Origin of the sequence: Aeromonas sp. FDAARGOS 1409 (assembly GCF_019048705.1) — a bacterium.
Taxonomy (GTDB): domain Bacteria; phylum Pseudomonadota; class Gammaproteobacteria; order Enterobacterales; family Aeromonadaceae; genus Aeromonas; species Aeromonas sanarellii.
The window spans coordinates 668,606-686,187 of the sequence record NZ_CP077395.1; the positions used below are offsets into that span (position 1 = coordinate 668,606).

The following is a 17,582-nucleotide window of genomic DNA, read 5'->3' on the forward strand; positions in this document are numbered from 1 at the left end:
CCCCGTCCCGGGTCAATTAGGCTTTGGCGCGCTCTTCCAGAATCGCGACGGCCGGCAGTACCTTGCCTTCCACGAACTCCAGGAAGGCGCCGCCGCCGGTGGAGATGTAGGAGACCTTGTCGGCGATGCCGAACTTGTCGATGGCGGCCAGGGTGTCACCACCGCCAGCGATGGAGAAGGCCGGGGATTCGGCGATGGCGCGCGCGATCACCTCGGTACCCTTGGCGAACTGGTCGAACTCGAACACACCGACCGGGCCGTTCCACAGGATGGTCTTGGCGTTCATGATGATGTCGGCCAGGGCCTTGGCGGAATCCGGGCCGATGTCGAAGATCATGTCGCCGTCGGTCACGTCGGACACGGATTTGATGGTGGCCGGAGTGGACTCGGAGAACTCGGCACCCACGACCACGTCGGTGGTCACCGGGATGTTGGTCTCGGCAGCCAGCTTCTTGGCGGTGTCGATCAGGTCGTGCTCGCACAGGGACTTGCCGACGTTGTGACCGGCAGCGGCGATGAAGGTGTTGGCGATGCCGCCACCGACGACCAGCTGGTCAGCGATCTTGGAGAGGGACTCCAGCACGGTCAGCTTGGTGGAGACCTTGGAGCCGCCGACGATGGCAACCATGGGGCGCTCGGGTTTCAGCATGGCCTTGCCCAGGGCTTCCAGCTCACCGGCCAGCAGGGGACCAGCACAGGCGACCGGCGCGAACTGGGCCACACCGTAGGTGGAACCTTCGGCGCGGTGAGCGGTACCGAACGCATCCATGACGAAGACGTCACACAGGGCGGCGTATTTTTTGGCCAGCTCTTCGGTGTTCTTCTTCTCGCCCTTGTTGAAGCGGCAGTTTTCCAGCACGACCAGCTCACCGGCGGCGACGTCTACGCCATCCAGGTAATCCTTGGCCAGGCGAACCGGGCAGGACAGAGCGTCTTTCAGATAGTTGACGACCGGAGCCAGGGAGAATTCTTCGTTGTATTCACCCTCGGTCGGACGACCCAGGTGGGAGGTGATCATCAGCTTGGCGCCCTTTTCCAGAGCCAGCTTGATGGTCGGCAGGGTAGCGACGATACGTGCATCGGAAGTGACCTTGCCGTCTTTTACCGGCACGTTCAGGTCAGCACGGATCAGAACGCGTTTGCCCGCCAGATCCAGGTCGGTCATCTTGATAACAGACATATTCAGTCCTCTATATATTTTCAGGTAATGTTAAAAAAACAGTAACCTTGCACCCGTGCAGGCTCTCAGCCTGCGGCCATCATGGCCCGGGTGGTATCCAGCATCCGATTCGCGAAGCCCCATTCGTTATCGCACCACATCAGCATCTTGACGAGGTTGGCATCGCTGACCCGGGTCTGGGTACCATCGATGATGCAGGAGTGTGCATCATGATTAAAGTCTACGGAGACCAGGGGTTCTTCCGTGTAGTCCAGAATACCGTGTAATGTACCTCTGGATGCCCGTTGCAGGGCTTGATTTACGTCACTAACTGTCACTTTTTTACGAACAGTAATGCTCAGATCCATGGCGGTTACATTGATGGTCGGCACCCGTACCGCGATCGCCTCGAACTTGCCGGCGAAGTGCGGCAGGATCCGCTCCAGCCCCTTGGCCAGCTTGGTATCCACCGGGATGATGGACTGGCTGGCAGCCCGGGTTCGACGCAAGTCGCCGTGGTAGGCATCGATGACTTGCTGATCGTGCATGGCTGAATGAATTGTCGTAATAGTACCACAATTTATCTCGAATTCTCGATGCAATGTTTCTATCACCGGTACCACGCAGTTGGTGGTGCAGGAGGCGTTGGAGACGATCCGCTCCCTGCCCGTCAGCACCTGGTGGTTGACCCCGTAGACTATGGTGGCATCCACGTCCGCATCCGCCGGATGGGAGAAGAGCACCTTGCCCGCCCCCGCTCCCAGATGCAGCTCGGCATCGGCGCGGGAGCCGAACACCCCGGTGCAGTCCAGCACCACGTCCACCCCCAGCGCCCGCCAGGGCAACCGCGACGGATCCCGCTCCGCAAACAGGGAGATGAGATCCTCCCCCACCAGCATGCTGTTGCCCGCGAGCTGTACCGGGTAGCGGAAGCGACCGTGACTGGTGTCGAAGCGGGTCAGGTGCACCATGGCCTCGGGGGCGGCCAGCTCGTTGATGGCCACTATCTTGACTTGCTTGTCGCGGCCGCTCTCGTAGAGGGCCCGCAGCACATTGCGGCCGATGCGGCCGTACCCGTTGATGGCGATCTTGATCATGAAAACTCTGTGTCCTTACCTGCGACAAAGGGACGAACGAAGAGGCGGCTCACGAGAGCAGCGCCTCCCGGAAGACGCCGCGGGCCAGCAGCGCGGCGCCGAACACCCCGGCACTGTCCCCCAGGGACGGCGCTATGATGGGCGTGGCGAAACGGGGGTTGAAGAGGAAGGGCAGTATGGTCTCCCGTCCGGCCCGATAGAGGCTCTGCACGTTGCCCACCCCGCCGCCGATGACGATGACGTCCGGATCCAGGATGTTGACCACGTTGGCGAGCGCCTGGCCGAACAACAAGTGCAGACGGTCGATGGTGAGCCTGGCGACATGGTCATGGGCGGTGGCCGCCGCGATTTGAGCCAGGGGCAGGTGACGTTTGGCCTTGGCTTCGTACCAGGCTTCCAGGGCCGGGCCGCTGATGAAGGTCTCGACACAGCCGCGCTTGCCGCAGTAGCACTCGGGGCCGTCCGGTGAGAGCACGTTGTGGCCCCACTCCCCGGCGATGCCGTGGTGACCGTTGAGGATCTGGCCGTTGATGACGATGCCGGAGCCCACCCCGGTGCCCATGATGATGCCGAACACCACGCGGGCCGAGGGATGGTGCTGGCGCACCGCGCCGAGATGGGTCTCCGCCAGGGCGAAGCAGTTCGCGTCGTTGGCGATCAGCACGGGCACGCCGAGTCGGCGCTCCAGATCCTCCTTGAACGGCTTGCCGTTGAGCTCGGTGGTGTTGCAGTTTTTCATCAACCCGGTCTGGGGATCCCGTGCCCCTGGCGTGCCCATGCCGATGACGGCGGGCCGCTGGCCGAGCCGCTCGGCGCACTCGTCCACCAGTTTCGCGATCTGGCCGATCATGTGCTGATAACCGCCATGACGTTCCGTGGGGATGCGGTGACGCAGCAACACCTCGTCACCCTCGAGCACCACGCACTCGCACTTGGTCCCGCCAAGGTCGATGCCCCAATCCCACGCACTCTTGCCCATCCTGCCTCCTGCCATGTTCTGCGACGCCGCCACTCATCGACGGCATGCGCGCTCGCCCATCCCGTCCGTGACCCTGCTCAGTGGTGGTGCAGTGTAACCCGAGCGGCGGCCAGGATGCAGCCCCCACGGGCACAGGCAGCAAAACGGGGCCCCCAGGCCCCGTTCTCATCGCACTCTTTGCCGCTCTCAGCGGCCGTGGTAGCGGGCCGACAGCTCGTGCACCGCGTTCACGAAGACCCCGGCATGCTCGGGATCCACGTCCTGATGGATGCCGTGACCCAGGTTGAAGACGTGGCCGTTGCCCTGGCCGAACCCGGCCAGGATGGAGGCGACCTCCTCGCGGATGCGATCCGGCGTGGCGTAGAGCATGGAGGGATCCATGTTGCCCTGCAGCGCCACCTTGTCGCCGACCCGGCGTTTGGCGTCCGCGATGTCGGTGGTCCAGTCCAGCCCCAGGGCGTCGCAGCCGGTGGCGGCGATCTGCTCCAGCCACTGGCCACCGTTCTTGGTGAACAGGGTGACCGGCACGCGGCGACCGTCGTGCTCGCGGATCAGGCCATCGACGATCTTGTGCATGTACTGCAGGGAGAAATCGCGGTAATCCCGCGGGGTGAGCACGCCGCCCCAGGTGTCGAACACCATGACGGACTGGGCACCCGCCCTGATCTGCGCGTTGAGGTAAGCAATCACGCTGTCCGCCAGCTTGTCGAGCAAGAGGTGCAGGGTCATGGGCTCGGCGTACATCATCTGCTTGATCTTGGTGAACGCCTTGGAGCTGCCTCCCTCCACCATGTAGGTGGCGAGCGTCCAGGGACTGCCGGAGAAGCCGATGAGGGGCACCTTGCCCTTGAGCTCGCGGCGGATGGTGCGCACCGCGTTCATCACGTAGCCGAGCTCGTCTTCCGGATCCGGCACCGGCAGCGCCTGCACGTCCGCCATGGAGGTGATCGGACGCTCGAAGCGCGGGCCTTCCCCGTGCTCGAAGTAGAGACCCAGCCCCATGGCGTCGGGCACGGTCAGGATGTCGGAGAAGAGGATGGCGGCATCGAGCGGATAGCGGCGCAGCGGCTGCAGGGTGACCTCGCAGGCCAGCTCGGCGTTGCGGCACAGGGACATGAAGTCCCCCGCGACGGCGCGGGTCGCCTTGTATTCCGGCAGGTAGCGGCCGGCCTGACGCATCATCCATACCGGGGTCATGTCCACATCCTGGCGCAGCAGGGCGCGCAGGTATCGATCGTTCTTCAGCTCTTTCATCCCAGTTCCTGAGTCATCTCACGCATAAAATGGCGGACATGATACCACTTTGTGCAAGGCTGAGGGCGGCCCAAAGGTGCCGTAGGGCCGTCCGAGTGCAAAGATGTGAAGGGGCGCAAACAAGGGCCCGCTTTTCAACACCGTCAACGGGTCTCGCTCAGCGTCAGCTCGATAAGCCGCCGCGCTATGGTGCCCTGGGGGGGCAAGCGCGGCAGCCGGTCGGCTTCGAAGAAACCGGCGGCCACCAGCTCGTCATCCTGCACCTTGATCTCGCCGCTCTCGTAGTCGGCGGTGAAGCCCATCATCAGGCTGTGGGGGAAGGGCCAGGGCTGGCTCGCCACGTAGCGCACGTTGCGCACCCGGATGCCGCTCTCCTCGAACACCTCCCGCGCCACGCACTGCTCGAGGTTCTCCCCCGCCTCCACGAAGCCGGCCAGCACGGTATACATGGGATCCTCGGCCTGATAGTGACGACGGTGGGCCGCCAGCAGGATCGCGGGCCCCTTGCGCACCGCCACTATGATGCAGGGGGAGATGCGCGGATAGACGACGTGGCCGTGCCTGCACCCCTGCGCCCACTCCCCCGACTTCGGGGTCATGGGGGCGCCGCACTCGCCGCAGAAGCGATGGGTGCGGCGGAAAGTGGCGAGCTGCCAGGCGCGGCCGGCGAGGCGAAAGCCCTCCTCGTCTCCCGCCACCATCAGCTGGCGCAGGGGAGTGGTCGCGTCCGTGTCGGTGCCGGGCCCCAGATCCAGCAGCAGGCAGGGCAGGCCGTCCCACTCGTCGAAACGCTCAAAGGCGGCGTGTTGCAGCCGGGCGGGCAGGCAGGTCTGAGGGCCCTGTGGAATGCGCCCCTGTTCATCCAGCAGGACGAGGTGATCGCCCCCCAGCACGAACCAGAGGGCCTGTTCGGTCGATGGCATAAGGTGAACGCTCTTGTTGAGAAGCCGTGCCGCGCACGGACAAGTGAGCCCATCTTACGGCCGGGGGCGCCTGATGGCGACCCCCGAGCGGGTCGGGCTGCCCATGAAAAAAGGCCGCCATGGGCGACCTTTATCGTTGTAACCGCAAGGCGATCAGTTCATCCAGCGCTCGCTGCTCTTGCGACGGCGCGGCAGCATGGGCAGCAGGATGCCGAGCAGGATGCCGCCCCCCACCATGGCACCACCGCGGATGAACCAGTCCATCTGCATGTCGTGCTCCCGGTTGTCATAGCTCTGGGTCAGGGCGTCGTTCTGTTCCTTGAGGCTGCTCATCTCGGCGCTCTGGCTGTCGAGGCGGGCCTTGAGGTTGGCGATCTCCTGGCTCTGCTCGGCGATCTTGCCATCCTTCTCGGCGAAGCGGCGCTCGTTGTCGCCATTGAGGTTCAGCAACCTGGCCTTGGCCTCTTCCAGCTCTTTCTGGATCTGGGGCAGGCGCTCACGCAGGCTGACCTCCCCCTGCAACTCGCTGTTCTTGATCCAGCCTTCCCGGCCACGACCGTCCACCACCTGGGTGAAACCGGCCTCCTGGTTCACCGCCTTGACCTCCAGCGGCTCACCGGCCTTGACGCTGCCGAGGATCCGGTACTGGGTACCCGGACCATTGTGGATATAGGTAAAGATGTTGTCTGAAACATAGCGGGTATCGGCCAGTGCCTGTTGGGCACACAGGCAGATGAGGATCCCGAGAAGGGCGCGCATGGTCGGTCGATTCTCTTCGTTGGATTAGGTTGCAGGCCGAATGTTAAGCCGCCTGCGGGTCAAAGGACAAGCAAAGAAAAGCGCTCTCCCCCAGACTGAGAGCCGTCTCGCAGGGTCCTCCCGTCGTCACGCGACCATTCCAGACGTCGCAGGCTACTTCTGTTGCAGTGCCTTCACCTCGGCGCGCAGGGCCTTCAGCTCCTGCAGCAGTTGCTCTTGCTGGGCATTGTAGTGGTGGCGCCACTTGTCGGTCTCACTGTCCTCCTTCTTGGGCTGCAGAAAGAGGCTAGCCATGAAACCGCTGAGGGCACTGAACAGGCCGACGCCGAAGATTATCATCAGGCTGGCCACGAAGCGCCCTTCCTCGGTTTGCGGCACGATATCCCCGTATCCTATGGTGGAAAGCGTCACCAGGGTCCACCAGAAAGCGTCATAGGTGTTGTGGATCTGGCTGCCGGGTTGACCTCCCTCGACCCAGTAGATCAGTGCCGTTCCTACTCCGATTTGCAGGAAGAAAAGCAGCAGTATGCCGGCCAGCCGGGTCTCATTTCGTTCCCTTCGCACGATAGCGAGTAGATTGGGACTGCTGCGCAACAGCTGAATGACCCTGTAGAGCTGGATCAGCCGTGCCCAGCGCAGTTGCTCCACCATGGGCAGGCTGCCAGGCAGATAGAACCAGTTGGTCTTGAAGAAGGTTCGCTTGTCGCTGGCACGGAACCAGCCATAGGCGAAGTGGGCGAGGAAGATGTAGCAGATCAGGCTGTCCAGATCATAAAAGAGGGAAAGCGTCTCGGGAGTGAAGTGTTCACTCCACAGCCAGCGGAGTCCAACCAGTACCACGGAGATGATGGAGAGCAGTGCCATCAGCAGATCCATGGCCCGCAGATGAGTTAAGTGATGTCGCATACATTTTCCAACTTTAAGCACGGTTCGAATTAATAAAAAGGAAGATAATGCCGATAGCCATGACGGCAAAGGAAAAATGGACGTTGAAAGGAGAGAGATTATGCAGTTGAACCCGCTGGAACGGCACATGAGCAATATCCGGCTGGTACCCAAAGTGGTGCTGCTCATGGTGTTCAGCACCCTGCTGTTGCTGGCCAAGCTCTGGTTCGATGCCAGCAATCTGGAGGCCACCCTGCTCAGCGAGGGCATCGACGCCACCATGGCCAACGCCATCGCCGATCGCCTGCTCTGGACCGGCGTGATGGAAACGGCGCTCATGGGGGTCATCTTCGTGGTGCTGCTGCTGACCGGCTCCCGCCTCATGGTCAAGCAGGTGCACTATCTGGTGGGCCTGCTGGAGCGCTTCGCCCGCAAGGATCTCAGCCACAGCGTGCTGCTCAACTCCCGCGACGAGTTCGGCGACATCGCCAAGGCGGTCGCCCACTCCCAGGAGAACCTCAAGGAGGTGTTCGATACCCAGCGTGTCGCCTGCAAGGAGCTCAACGACATCGCCTCCCAGGTGACCCTTTGCATGGAAGAGGCCAACGAGGCGATCAACGAGGAGTTCACCCAGATAGAACAGCTCGCCAGCGCCATGAGCCAGATGGTGGGCGCCATCCGCGAGGTGGCCAGCCATGCGGAACAGGCCTCCCACGCCACCTTCGAGGCCAGCGCCCTGGCCGAGGAGGGCAGCCGCTGCGTCGCCGCCACCGTCAACACCATCGACACCCTCTCCGGCAACATCCAGCGCTCCTCCACCGTGGTCAACGAGGTGGAGCACGGGGTCGATCGCATCGGCTCCGTGGTGGACACCATCCGCAGCATCTCGGAGCAGACCAATCTGCTGGCCCTCAATGCCGCCATCGAGGCCGCCCGCGCCGGCGAGGCGGGCCGCGGCTTCGCCGTGGTGGCCTCCGAGGTGCGCGAACTCGCGAACCGGGCCCAGGCCGCCACCGTCGAGATCCAGAAGATGATCGAGCAGTTGCAGGGCAACGCCCGCCAGGCCGTCGGCCTGATGGCCGAGAGCGTGCAGCAGGCGGACAAGGGGGTGGAGCAGGTGACCCAGGCCGGCGATCAGCTCGCCACCATAGTCCAGCGGGTACAGGGGGTGGCCGACATGAACCGCCAGATCGCCGCCGCCTCCGAGCAGCAGAGTTCGGTCGCCGAGGAGATGAATGCCAACCTGGAGCAGGTCAAGCAGGTGGTGGAAGGCTCAGTGGTGGTGCTGCGCGAACTCAAGGATGCCTCCGAACTGGTGGAACGCCACAGCCAGACCCTGGACGATCACATTCAGGCCTTCAAGCTGGCCTGACGACACCAGGGCGTTGCTATCAGAGGGCCCCGCAAGGGGCCTTCTGCATTCATGCCATGACAAAGACCCTGGACGATCATATCCAGGCCTTCACGCTGGCCTGACTTTCACGCCGCAATCCAGTTAGACTGGAAGGCCCCGCAAGGGGCCTCTCTTTTTTCACCACGGCAAGGAGCCAGGATGCAGACCGAAGCACATCAGCTGGAGATCAGCGACGACAAGGGACGACTCGACGTTCCGCTCATCCACCGTTTTCTCTCCGAGGAGGCCTACTGGAGCCTCGGCATCCCCCTCTCCACCGTGCAGCGGGCCATCAACCATTCGCTGTGCTTCGGGGGCTATCTCGGCGGCCGGCAGGTGGCCTTCGCCCGGGTCATCACGGACAAGGCCACCTTCGGCTATCTCTCCGACGTCTTCGTGCTGCCTGAGCACCGCGGCCGGGGCCACAGCAAGGCGCTGATGGCGGCCATCCTGGCCCATCCCGAGCTGCAGGGGCTGCGCCGCCTCTCCCTCGCCACCTCAGATGCCCACGGCCTCTATGCCGGCTTCGGCTTCGCGCCGCCGCGCACTCCGGGCAGCCTGATGGAAAAATACGACCCCGAGATCTATCGGCGCCCCTGAACCCGGCGGGCAACCGATAGCCGTCGCCGGATCACCTGTCGGACACCCGCGCTGTGACGCGGGTGTCCGACAGTGCTAGATTGGCAACCGGATTTTGATTCACTCTGCAGACCCGTCAACCACAAGGATGGCAACCGTGGCCCAGCACTCTCCCTCTTTCTCCGCCCTTTCCCCCTTGCTGCAGGAGCAGGCCCGGCGCCACTGGCAGCGGCTGCTCGACCTGGCACCCGACCATGGCGCCCTGCCGGAGCCCACCCGCCAGACCCTGCTGACCCTGTTCGGCCTCTCCGATTTCGTCGCCGACTCCCTTATCAAGCAGCCCGAGTTGCTGGGACCGCTGCTCGCCTCCGACGATCTGGATCAGGCCGAACGCTGGCCCGCCTACGAGGGCGATCTCGCGGCCCTGCTCGTCGGGGTCACGGATGAAGAGGCGCTCAAGCGCATCCTGCGCCAGTTCAGGCGCAGCCGCATGCTGGTGATCGCCTGGCGCGAGCTGCTGGGTCATGCGGCGGTGGAAGAGAGCTTCATCCATCTGACCAAGCTGGCCGATGCCCTCATCTGCGGTGCCCGCGACTGGCTCTACGCCAGACAGTGCGACGAACTCGGCACCCCGGTGGATGGCAACGGCGATCCCCAGCCCCTGCTGATCCTCGGCATGGGCAAGCTCGGCGGCGGCGAGCTGAACTTCTCATCGGACATCGACCTCATCTTCACCTTCCCGGAGAACGGCTACACCGTCGGCGGGCGGCGCGAGCTCGCGAACCAGCAGTTCTTCATCAAGCTCGGCCAGCGTCTCATCAACGCCCTGCACCAGCCCACCCAGGATGGTCAGGTGTTCCGGGTCGACATGCGACTGCGCCCCTTCGGCGACGCGGGGCCGCTCGCCATCTCCTTCGCCGCCATGGAGGACTACTACCAGCACCACGGCCGCAACTGGGAGCGCTACGCCATGGTCAAGGCGCGGGTGCTGGGCCCCCAGTGCGAGCACGCCCAGGCCCTCACCGAGCTGCTGCGCCCCTTCGTGTTTCGCCGCTACATCGACTTCGGCGTCATCGACGGCCTGCGCCAGATGAAGGCGATGATCGCCGCCGAGGTGCGCCGCAAGGGGCTGGAGGGCAACATCAAGCTCGGCGCCGGGGGCATTCGCGAGGTGGAGTTCATCGCCCAGGCGCTGCAGCTCATTCGCGGCGGCCGCGAGCCCGCCCTGCGGGTGCGCCACCTGCCCGAGGCGATCGCGGCCATCGCCCGGTGCGGTGCCCTGGAGGGGGACCAGTGCGAGCGCCTGCTCGTGGCCTACCGCTTTCTGCGCCGGGTCGAGAATATCCTGCAGGAGATAGGCGATCAGCAGACCCAGACCCTGCCCACCGAGGAGCGGGATCGTCAGCGGCTGATCGCGTCCCTCGGCTTCGATGACTGGGCCGCCTTCATGGCCCACCTGGACGAGGAGATGGCCGCCGTCCACCGGGAGTTTGTCGCCGTGGTGGGGGAGGAAAAAGAGGCCCCCGCCCATCTGGAGCAGCTCTGGCTCGATCTCTGGCGCACCGAGCTCGACGCCGCCGAACTGGCGCAACTGCTGACCGCGCAGGGGGTGGCCGAGCCCGTTCCGCTCTGCGGTGCCCTGCTGCGCTTCAAGGAGGAGTACAAGCGCCGTCAGGTGGGCCCCCAGGGGCGGATCGCCCTGGACTGGCTGATGCCGGAACTGCTGCGCCTGGTGGTGGCGAGCCGCGAGCCCGCCCGTCTGTTCGAGCGGGTCTGCACCCTGCTGACCCGCATCTTCACCCGCAGCGCCTACCTGCAACTGCTGGCGGAAAACCCCGCCGCCCTGCGCCAGCTGGTGCTATTGTGTGACGAGAGCAACCTGGTGAGTGAGCAGCTCGCCCGCTACCCCATCTTGCTGGACGAGCTGCTGGATCCCCAGCACCTCTACCACCCCACCCCGCTGGATCAGTACAAGCCCCAGTTGCGCCAGTTCCTGCTGCGCATCCCCGAGGAGGATGTGGAGCAGCAGATGGAGGCGCTGCGCCAGTTCAAGCAGGTGCAGCTCTTGCGCATCGTCGCCGCCGACATCGCCGGCGCCCTGCCGCTGATGAAGGTGAGCGACCACCTCACCTGGCTGGCGGAGGCGATCACCGAGGAGGTGGTCAACCAGGCCTGGGCCCAGATGAGCGAGCGCTACGGCGTTCCCCCCGAGGTGGCAACGAGCGGCCAGCGCGGTTTCGCCGTGGTGGCCTACGGCAAGCTGGGGGGCATCGAGCTCGGCTATGGCTCGGATCTGGACCTCGTCTTCCTGCACGGCGGCGACCCCAACGGCCAGACCGACGGGCGCAAGCCCATCGACAGCCGCCAGTTCTACCTGCGCCTGGCCCAGCGGATCCTGCACCTGTTCAGCACCCGCACCCCGTCAGGGATCCTCTACGAGATCGACATGCGGCTGCGCCCCTCCGGCGACTCGGGGCTCCTGGTCTCGTCCCTGTCGGCCTACGAGCAGTACCAGCAAAACGAGGCCTGGACCTGGGAGCATCAGGCCCTGGTGCGGGCCCGCCCCATCTATGGCGATGATGCCGTGGTCGCCGACTTTGCCCGCATCCGCCGCGACGTACTGGCCAAGGAGCGCGACCTGCCGACCCTGGCCCGCGAGGTGCGGGAGATGCGCCAGAAGATGCGGGATCACCTGCTGAAAGCGGGCGAGGGAGAGTTCGACCTCAAGCAGTCCCCGGGCGGCATGGTGGACATCGAGTTCATCGCCCAGTACCTGGTGCTGGCCCACGCCTGCGGCGAGCCGGAGGCGCTGACCCGCTGGTCCGATAACGTGCGCATCTTCGACGAGTGCGTGATGGCGGGGGTATTGACCCTGGAGCAGGCAGAGGGGCTGAAACACGCCTACCTGGAGATACGCAACCTCGGCCATCGCCTCAACCTCTCGGAGATCTCCCGCAAGGTGGGGGACGACCAGCTGCCGCAAGAGCGGGGCCATGTACTGGCGGTCTGGCAGCAGCTGCTGGGGGAATAAGCAGAAGAAGGGGCGCCATGGCGCCCCTTCTCGTTGACGGGATCATGGTTGACGCTGGTTCAGCGCCCGCCAGCCACATCCATAAAGCTGCCGGTGACGTAGGAGGCCTCGTCCGACAGCAGCCAGGCGATGGCGGCCGCCACCTCACGGGGTTCGCCACCCCGTTGCAGCGGAATGGCCCCCTTGATCCTGTCCACCCGACCGGGCTCGCCGCCGTCCGCGTGCATCTCGGTGTAGATAAAGCCCGGACGCACCCCGTTGACCCGGATCCCCTGGGGCGCCACCTCCAGCGACAGCCCCCTGGTCAGCACGTCGACGGCCCCCTTGGCGGCGGCGTAGTCCACGTACTCCCCGGGGGAGCCCAGGCGCGCGGCGGCGGAAGAGACGTTGACGATGGCGCCCCCCGCCGTCATGCGGCGCACCGCCTCGCGGCAGCAGAGAAAGCAGCCGGTGACATTGGTGGTCAGGGTCTGGTTGATGCGCTCGGCGCTCATCTCCAGCACCCGCATCTGCGGCTGCAGCCTGCCGGCATTGTTCACCAGGTGGGTGACGGGGCCGAGCCGCGCGTCCATCTCCTCGAACAGGCGCACCACCTCGGCCTCCACGCCGACATCCGCCTGCACCGCGATGCACTCGACCAGATACCCCGCCCGGATCTCGGCCACCAGCGCCTCGGCCGCCGCCCTCTCCTGGCGATAGTTGAGGCACAGATGATACCCCTGCGCCGCCAGATGGCGGGCCGTCGCCGCCCCTATGCCCCGGCTGCCGCCGGTGATCAGCACCCGTTTGTTCATGAACCCTCCTGGTTCCCGGTGTCGATGACTGCCCCGGATAGTACCTCATCTTGCTGACCCAGCCTCGCCCCATGACGCCATGTTTCACAACAAAGAGCCCGCACGGGGCGGGCTCTTGTGGCAAGGCACGGAAGACGGGCTATTTGAACAGCCCCTTGAGCAGCTGATCCGCCGCCCCCTTGATCCCCTCGTCGTCGGCCTTGTCTCCCAGCAGTTTTTTCAGGCCTCGCTCGGCCTCCTTGCGGGCCTTCTCCTCCAGCACCTTGTTGTTGCTGAGCAGCGCCTTCACGTCGAGCCGGTAGCTCGGCGCCTGCCAGTGGCCACCGATGCGCACCGGTATGGTGATGTCCTTGAGCTCGTCCACGCTCTTGCCCCCCTGCCCCTTGCTGCTCTCCACCACGGAGGTGAGGAACAGGAAGTCCAGGGTCTCCGGCACCAGGGCGGTCTGACCCTGCCCCTTCACCCTCAGGGCGGGGGCGAAGAGCTGGATGTCGTCGCTCCTGGCAACCCCGTTGGCAATCTGGAAGCTGGCTGTGAGGGCACTGAAGTCGGTCTTGCGCACCTCCTTCACCTGATCCGCCCCCTTGCCGGTCAGGGTGGCCCGCGCCTCGCGGATCATCTCCGCCAGGTTGATGCCGTGCAGGGCGCCGTCCCTCAGCCTGAGGCTGGCCTTGCCCTGCATCCGGCTGCGCAGGGCCTGCTCGGACAGTCCTGAGCCCTGCACCTCGACCTCCAGATCCCCCTTGCCTTCCAGCAGATCGGTCTGGGCCAGGGTCTGCAGCAGCGGCCGCACCTCGACCCCCTGCACCCGCTTGTGGACCTGATAGCGAGCCGGCTGCTGGCGGGCATCGAGCACGCCGATCGCCGTCACCTGACCACCGGCCACCCCGGCGCCGAACTGCTTGAGGCTGAGCTGACCACCGGCCAGGGCGAGCTGCAGATCGACGGCGCTGAGATCCAGCCCCTTGAGCCGCAGGCTGCCCAGTTGCAGCCGGCCGGTCAGATCCACCGCCTTGAGGGCGGCAAGGTCGGGTTCAGTCGTGGAGAGCACCCTGTTGGCGGGCGCCGCAGCCTGCCCCTTTGCTCCGGCCGGAGCAGCCGCTCCCGAGGTGGCCGCAGCGGGCGCCGCCCTGGCCGGCTGACCCAGCCAACTGTCCAGGTCGAGCTTGTCCCCCTTGAGGTCGAACTCCACTCTGGGAACGGCCCCCAGACGAACGGCGCCGCTGCCGCTCAGCAGGGCGTCATCGGCCCCCATCACCAGGTTGCTGAGGGTGACGCTCTGCTTGTCCAGCTCGGCGCGGGCAAAGCCGGCGAGCTTGAGCTGCATCTGCGGGCGCGGCAGGGCATCGCCGCTCAGCCTGGCGGCCAGCACGGTATCCGACAGCTCCAGCAGTTGCCGGTGCTCGTCGAGGCGCGCCTTGAGGGTCCCCTCCAGGGTGCCAGCCAGGGTCGGCTTGTCCGCCGCCCCCTGGGCGCCCTGCAGAGTGAGGGTGAGACTGCTCCACTCCCCCAGCGCCAGCCGATCCGCCTTGAGGGAGAAGGCATCAAGCCGCTGCGCCGGCTGGCTCAGGCTGCCGCTGAGGTTGAGATCCTTGAGCTCGCTCTTCATGGCCTCCCGGGCTGGTTTGAGCTGGGCCTGACCCTTGAGATCAAAGGCCAGATCCCCCTGGGCCCCCTTGGCGGCCAGGGTCACGGGCACCCACTCCCCCGGGGTCAACTGCCCCAGATCGAGATCCAGCCGGTCGAGCCGGGAGACGGTACCGCTGCGATCGTCCCGCACCAGGGCGCTGGCATCCACCAGCGCGATGCCTTGCAGGCTGATCTGCCAGGGCTGCTCGTCGCTGGCGGGCGGGGTCGTCGTTGCGGCAGGCTCGGAGGTCGCCGCCTCCCCCTTGGGCTCGGCGGAGGCCTGGAGCAGATCCCTCAGGTTGGAGCTGCCGTCAGCCTTGGTCTGGATAAAGAGATGGGCACCGCTCAGGGTCACCTTGCCTATCTCCAGCCGATGGGAGAGCAGCGGCAGCAGGCCCACCGAGGCCTCCCCCTGCTCGAAGCGCACCAAGTCGGGTTCGGCGAAACCGGCGGGGTTGCGCAGCGCCACCTTCTCGAGGGAGAGGCCGAGGCTCGGCCAGAAACGCCAGCCGATCTCCCCCTCCATCACCAGCTCGCGGCCCGTGCTCTTGCGCACCTGTTCCGCCAGCTGGGGCTTGAACTGATTGGGATCGATGAGGGACACCAGGGCGGCGATGGCCACCACCGCCGCCATCGCCAGTCCCAGCAGGATGTAGATGATCTTCTTCACGACGGACTCCTTGAATGCGGCTCTTGTGGCTGACTATACCACCGGGGGGATAACAGATGGGGCCCGTCTGTCAAAACAGGTTGCTGGCGAGACAGGGATGGTCGCAGGCCGGCGTTCAAACGCGCGGCAATAAAAAGGGCCCCGCAGGGCCCTGATGTCACAAGATGGCAGATCGCTCCCGGTTGCCAGCGTCACCCCGTTCAAGGCTGGTGCGGCAGTTGCCGGTAGCCCATCTCGTACAGGGTGAAGGCATAGATGTCCGCGCTCTGCTCGATCAGTTTTGCCACCGGCGTGCCCGCACCGTGCCCCGCATTGGTCTCGATGCGGATGAGCTGGGGATGGGGGCCGGCATCGTCGGCCTGCAGGGTGGCGGCGAACTTGAAGGAGTGGGCCGGCACCACCCGATCGTCGTGATCCGCCGTGGTCACCAGGGTCGAGGGGTAGCTGACCCCGGGCCGGACGTTGTGCAGGGGCGAGTAGCCCTTCAGGTAGTCGAACATCGCCTCGCTGTCGGCGCTGGTGCCATAGTCATAGGCCCAGCCCGCCCCGGCGGTGAAGCTGTGGTAGCGCAGCATGTCGAGCACCCCCACCGCCGGCAGGGCGACCCGCATCAGATCCGGCCGCTGGGTCATCACGGCCCCCACCAGCAGACCGCCGTTGGAGCCACCGCGGATCGCCAGCCGATCGGTACGGGTGTAGCCCTCGGTCTTGAGGTACTCGGCCGCCGCGATGAAGTCGTCGAACACGTTCTGCTTGTTCATCCTGGTGCCCGCCAGGTGCCAGGCCTGGCCGTACTCGCCGCCCCCGCGCAGGTTGGCCACCGCATAGACGCCCCCCAGATCGAGCCAGTTGGCCACCGACACGCTGAAGCTCGGAGTCAGGCTCACGTCGAAGCCGCCATAGCCGTAGAGGATGGTCGGGTTGCTGCCATCGCGTTTCAGCCCCTTGCGGTAGCTGATGATGAGCGGCACCCGGGTGCCGTCCTTGCTCTGGTAGAAGCGCTGCTCACAGACGTAATCCTCAGGCTTGAACGGCGCCGCCGAGGCGCGATAGAGGCTGATGGCGCCGCTCTTGGGCTCGAACCGGTAGAGAGTGGGCGGCTGGGCATAGTTCTCGAAACCGAAGTAGAGGGCGGGATCATCGTGCTTGCCGTTGAAGCCGCTGACGCTGCCAAGGCCGGGCAGCGCCACCTCGCGCACCCGCTTGCCCTCGTAGTCGAACTGCTCGACCCGGGCGGTGGCATCCATCATGTACTCGGCGAACAGATAGCCGCTGCCGCTGTGCACCGTCAGCACCTGCTGACGCTCGGGGATGAGATCCCGCCAGCGGGCCGGCCCCGGGTTGGCGGCATCCACCGTCACCAGCCGGCGGTTGGGAGCGTCCCGGTTGGTCAGCAGGTAAAGGGTGCCGCCCTTGTTGTCCACCAGGCTCACGTCCGCGCCCAGATCTCCCTGCACCGTCAGCAGCGGCGCGTTCTCCTGGCTCAGATCCTTCACATAGAGGCGGTTGCCCGAGGTGGAGTTCGCCGCCGAGATGAGCAGGAAGCGGTCATCCTCGGTGACGGTCGCCCCCACGTAGCGGTGGTGCTGGGCCGGGATGGCGCCAAACACCAGCCGGTCATCCTCCTGCGCCGTGCCGAGCCGGTGGAAATAGACCTTGTGCTGATCCGTCCTGGCCGACAGCTCGCTGCCATCGGGCTTGTCGTAGCTCGAGTAGAAGAAGCCCTCGTTGCCGAGCCAGCTGATGCCGCTGAACTTCACGTCCTTGAGGGGCGCCTCCAGCGGCTGTTTGCTCTCCACGTCCATCAGGTGGATCTCGCGCCAGTCACTGCCCGCCAGCGACAAGGAGTAGGCCAGGATGCGGCCGTCCCGGGAGAAGCTCAGCTGATCCAGCGCCGTGGTGCCGTCGGGGCTGAGGGTATTGGGATCGAGGAACACCTCGGCCGGCTTGCCCTCCTGCTGGCGCCACAGCACGTTCTGGTTCTGCAGGCCGTCGTTCTTGAAGAAGTAGTGGTAGCGCCCCTCGCGAAACGGCGCCCCCTCCTTGGCGTAGTTCCAAGACGAGGCCAATTGCTCCTTGATGGCGGCCCGATACGGGATCTGCGCCAGATACCCCTGAGTCACCCGGTTCTGGGCCTCGACCCAGGCCTCGGTCTCGGGGCTGCGGTCATCCTCCAGCCAGCGATAGGGGTCGGCCACGGCCTGGCCGAAGTAGTGATCCACCTGATCCCCCTGGCGGGTGACGGGGTAGTGAAGGCGCGCTTTCCCTGACATGGCATCCTCTCTGGTTGGCTGGCCGCTGCACGCACAGAGCAGTGACAGGGCCAGCAGGCTGACAAAGGCTCGCATCGAGGCGGCTCCCTGCGGTTTGAGTGAAACGGGCAGGGTAACAAAGAGCGCCGGATGGCCCAACCCCCCGACCGGCGGCAGA

At 65.4% G+C, this 17,582-nt stretch carries 13 protein-coding genes; 3 read left to right on the forward strand and 10 right to left on the reverse strand.

The features are described from left to right. Window positions 1-16: 16 nt before the first annotated feature. The 7 genes from I6L39_RS03115 to I6L39_RS03145 all read right to left on the reverse strand — a co-directional run bounded on the left by I6L39_RS03115 (window position 17) and on the right by I6L39_RS03145 (window position 7,077). A complete protein-coding gene (locus tag I6L39_RS03115; RefSeq protein WP_042016220.1) occupies window positions 17-1,180 on the reverse strand; it encodes a phosphoglycerate kinase in 1,164 nt (387 codons plus the stop codon). A 65-nt stretch (window positions 1,181-1,245) separates the two neighbouring features. Then, entirely contained in the window at window positions 1,246-2,256 is a 1,011-nt protein-coding gene (epd, locus tag I6L39_RS03120; RefSeq protein ID WP_042077239.1) for an erythrose-4-phosphate dehydrogenase, read from the reverse strand. Window positions 2,257-2,305: 49 nt separating this feature from the next. Further along, window positions 2,306-3,235, reverse strand: a complete 930-nt coding sequence (locus I6L39_RS03125) for an ROK family protein (RefSeq protein WP_216990994.1) — start codon at window positions 3,233-3,235, stop codon at window positions 2,306-2,308. 186 nt (window positions 3,236-3,421) lie between these two features. Next, window positions 3,422-4,489, reverse strand: a complete 1,068-nt coding sequence (hemE, locus tag I6L39_RS03130; protein ID WP_216990995.1) for a uroporphyrinogen decarboxylase — start codon at window positions 4,487-4,489, stop codon at window positions 3,422-3,424. Window positions 4,490-4,632: 143 nt separating this feature from the next. Further along, entirely contained in the window at window positions 4,633-5,412 is a 780-nt protein-coding gene (gene nudC, locus I6L39_RS03135; RefSeq protein WP_216990996.1) for an NAD(+) diphosphatase, read from the reverse strand. A 153-nt stretch (window positions 5,413-5,565) separates the two neighbouring features. Next, window positions 5,566-6,171, reverse strand: coding sequence for a TIGR04211 family SH3 domain-containing protein (locus I6L39_RS03140; protein ID WP_042077244.1), 606 nt, complete (start codon window positions 6,169-6,171; stop codon window positions 5,566-5,568). 153 nt (window positions 6,172-6,324) lie between these two features. Then, a complete protein-coding gene (locus I6L39_RS03145; RefSeq protein ID WP_216990997.1) occupies window positions 6,325-7,077 on the reverse strand; it encodes a potassium channel family protein in 753 nt (250 codons plus the stop codon). 100 nt (window positions 7,078-7,177) lie between these two features. Between I6L39_RS03145 and I6L39_RS03150 the strand changes: the two genes are divergently transcribed. From I6L39_RS03150 to glnE, 3 genes are all read left to right on the forward strand, one after another. Continuing rightward, on the forward strand, window positions 7,178-8,428 hold the full coding sequence (locus tag I6L39_RS03150) for a methyl-accepting chemotaxis protein (RefSeq protein ID WP_216990998.1): 1,251 nt from the start codon (window positions 7,178-7,180) through the stop codon (window positions 8,426-8,428). 180 nt (window positions 8,429-8,608) lie between these two features. Further along, window positions 8,609-9,049, forward strand: a complete 441-nt coding sequence (locus tag I6L39_RS03155; protein ID WP_209794047.1) for a GNAT family N-acetyltransferase — start codon at window positions 8,609-8,611, stop codon at window positions 9,047-9,049. Between the two features lie 136 nt (window positions 9,050-9,185). Continuing rightward, the gene (gene glnE, locus I6L39_RS03160; protein ID WP_254203724.1) at window positions 9,186-12,059 is read left to right on the forward strand and encodes a bifunctional [glutamate--ammonia ligase]-adenylyl-L-tyrosine phosphorylase/[glutamate--ammonia-ligase] adenylyltransferase; all 2,874 of its coding nucleotides are present in this window, start codon (window positions 9,186-9,188) and stop codon (window positions 12,057-12,059) included. Window positions 12,060-12,118: 59 nt separating this feature from the next. On the opposite strand, the gene I6L39_RS03165 is transcribed toward glnE, so the two are convergent. The 3 genes from I6L39_RS03165 to I6L39_RS03175 form a co-directional block, all read right to left on the reverse strand. Then, entirely contained in the window at window positions 12,119-12,853 is a 735-nt protein-coding gene (locus tag I6L39_RS03165; protein ID WP_216991000.1) for an SDR family oxidoreductase, read from the reverse strand. A 139-nt stretch (window positions 12,854-12,992) separates the two neighbouring features. After that, a complete protein-coding gene (locus I6L39_RS03170; protein ID WP_216991001.1) occupies window positions 12,993-15,152 on the reverse strand; it encodes an AsmA family protein in 2,160 nt (719 codons plus the stop codon). Between the two features lie 200 nt (window positions 15,153-15,352). Beyond that, on the reverse strand, window positions 15,353-17,500 hold the full coding sequence (locus tag I6L39_RS03175; RefSeq protein WP_216991002.1) for a prolyl oligopeptidase family protein: 2,148 nt from the start codon (window positions 17,498-17,500) through the stop codon (window positions 15,353-15,355). Window positions 17,501-17,582: the final 82 nt, after the last annotated feature.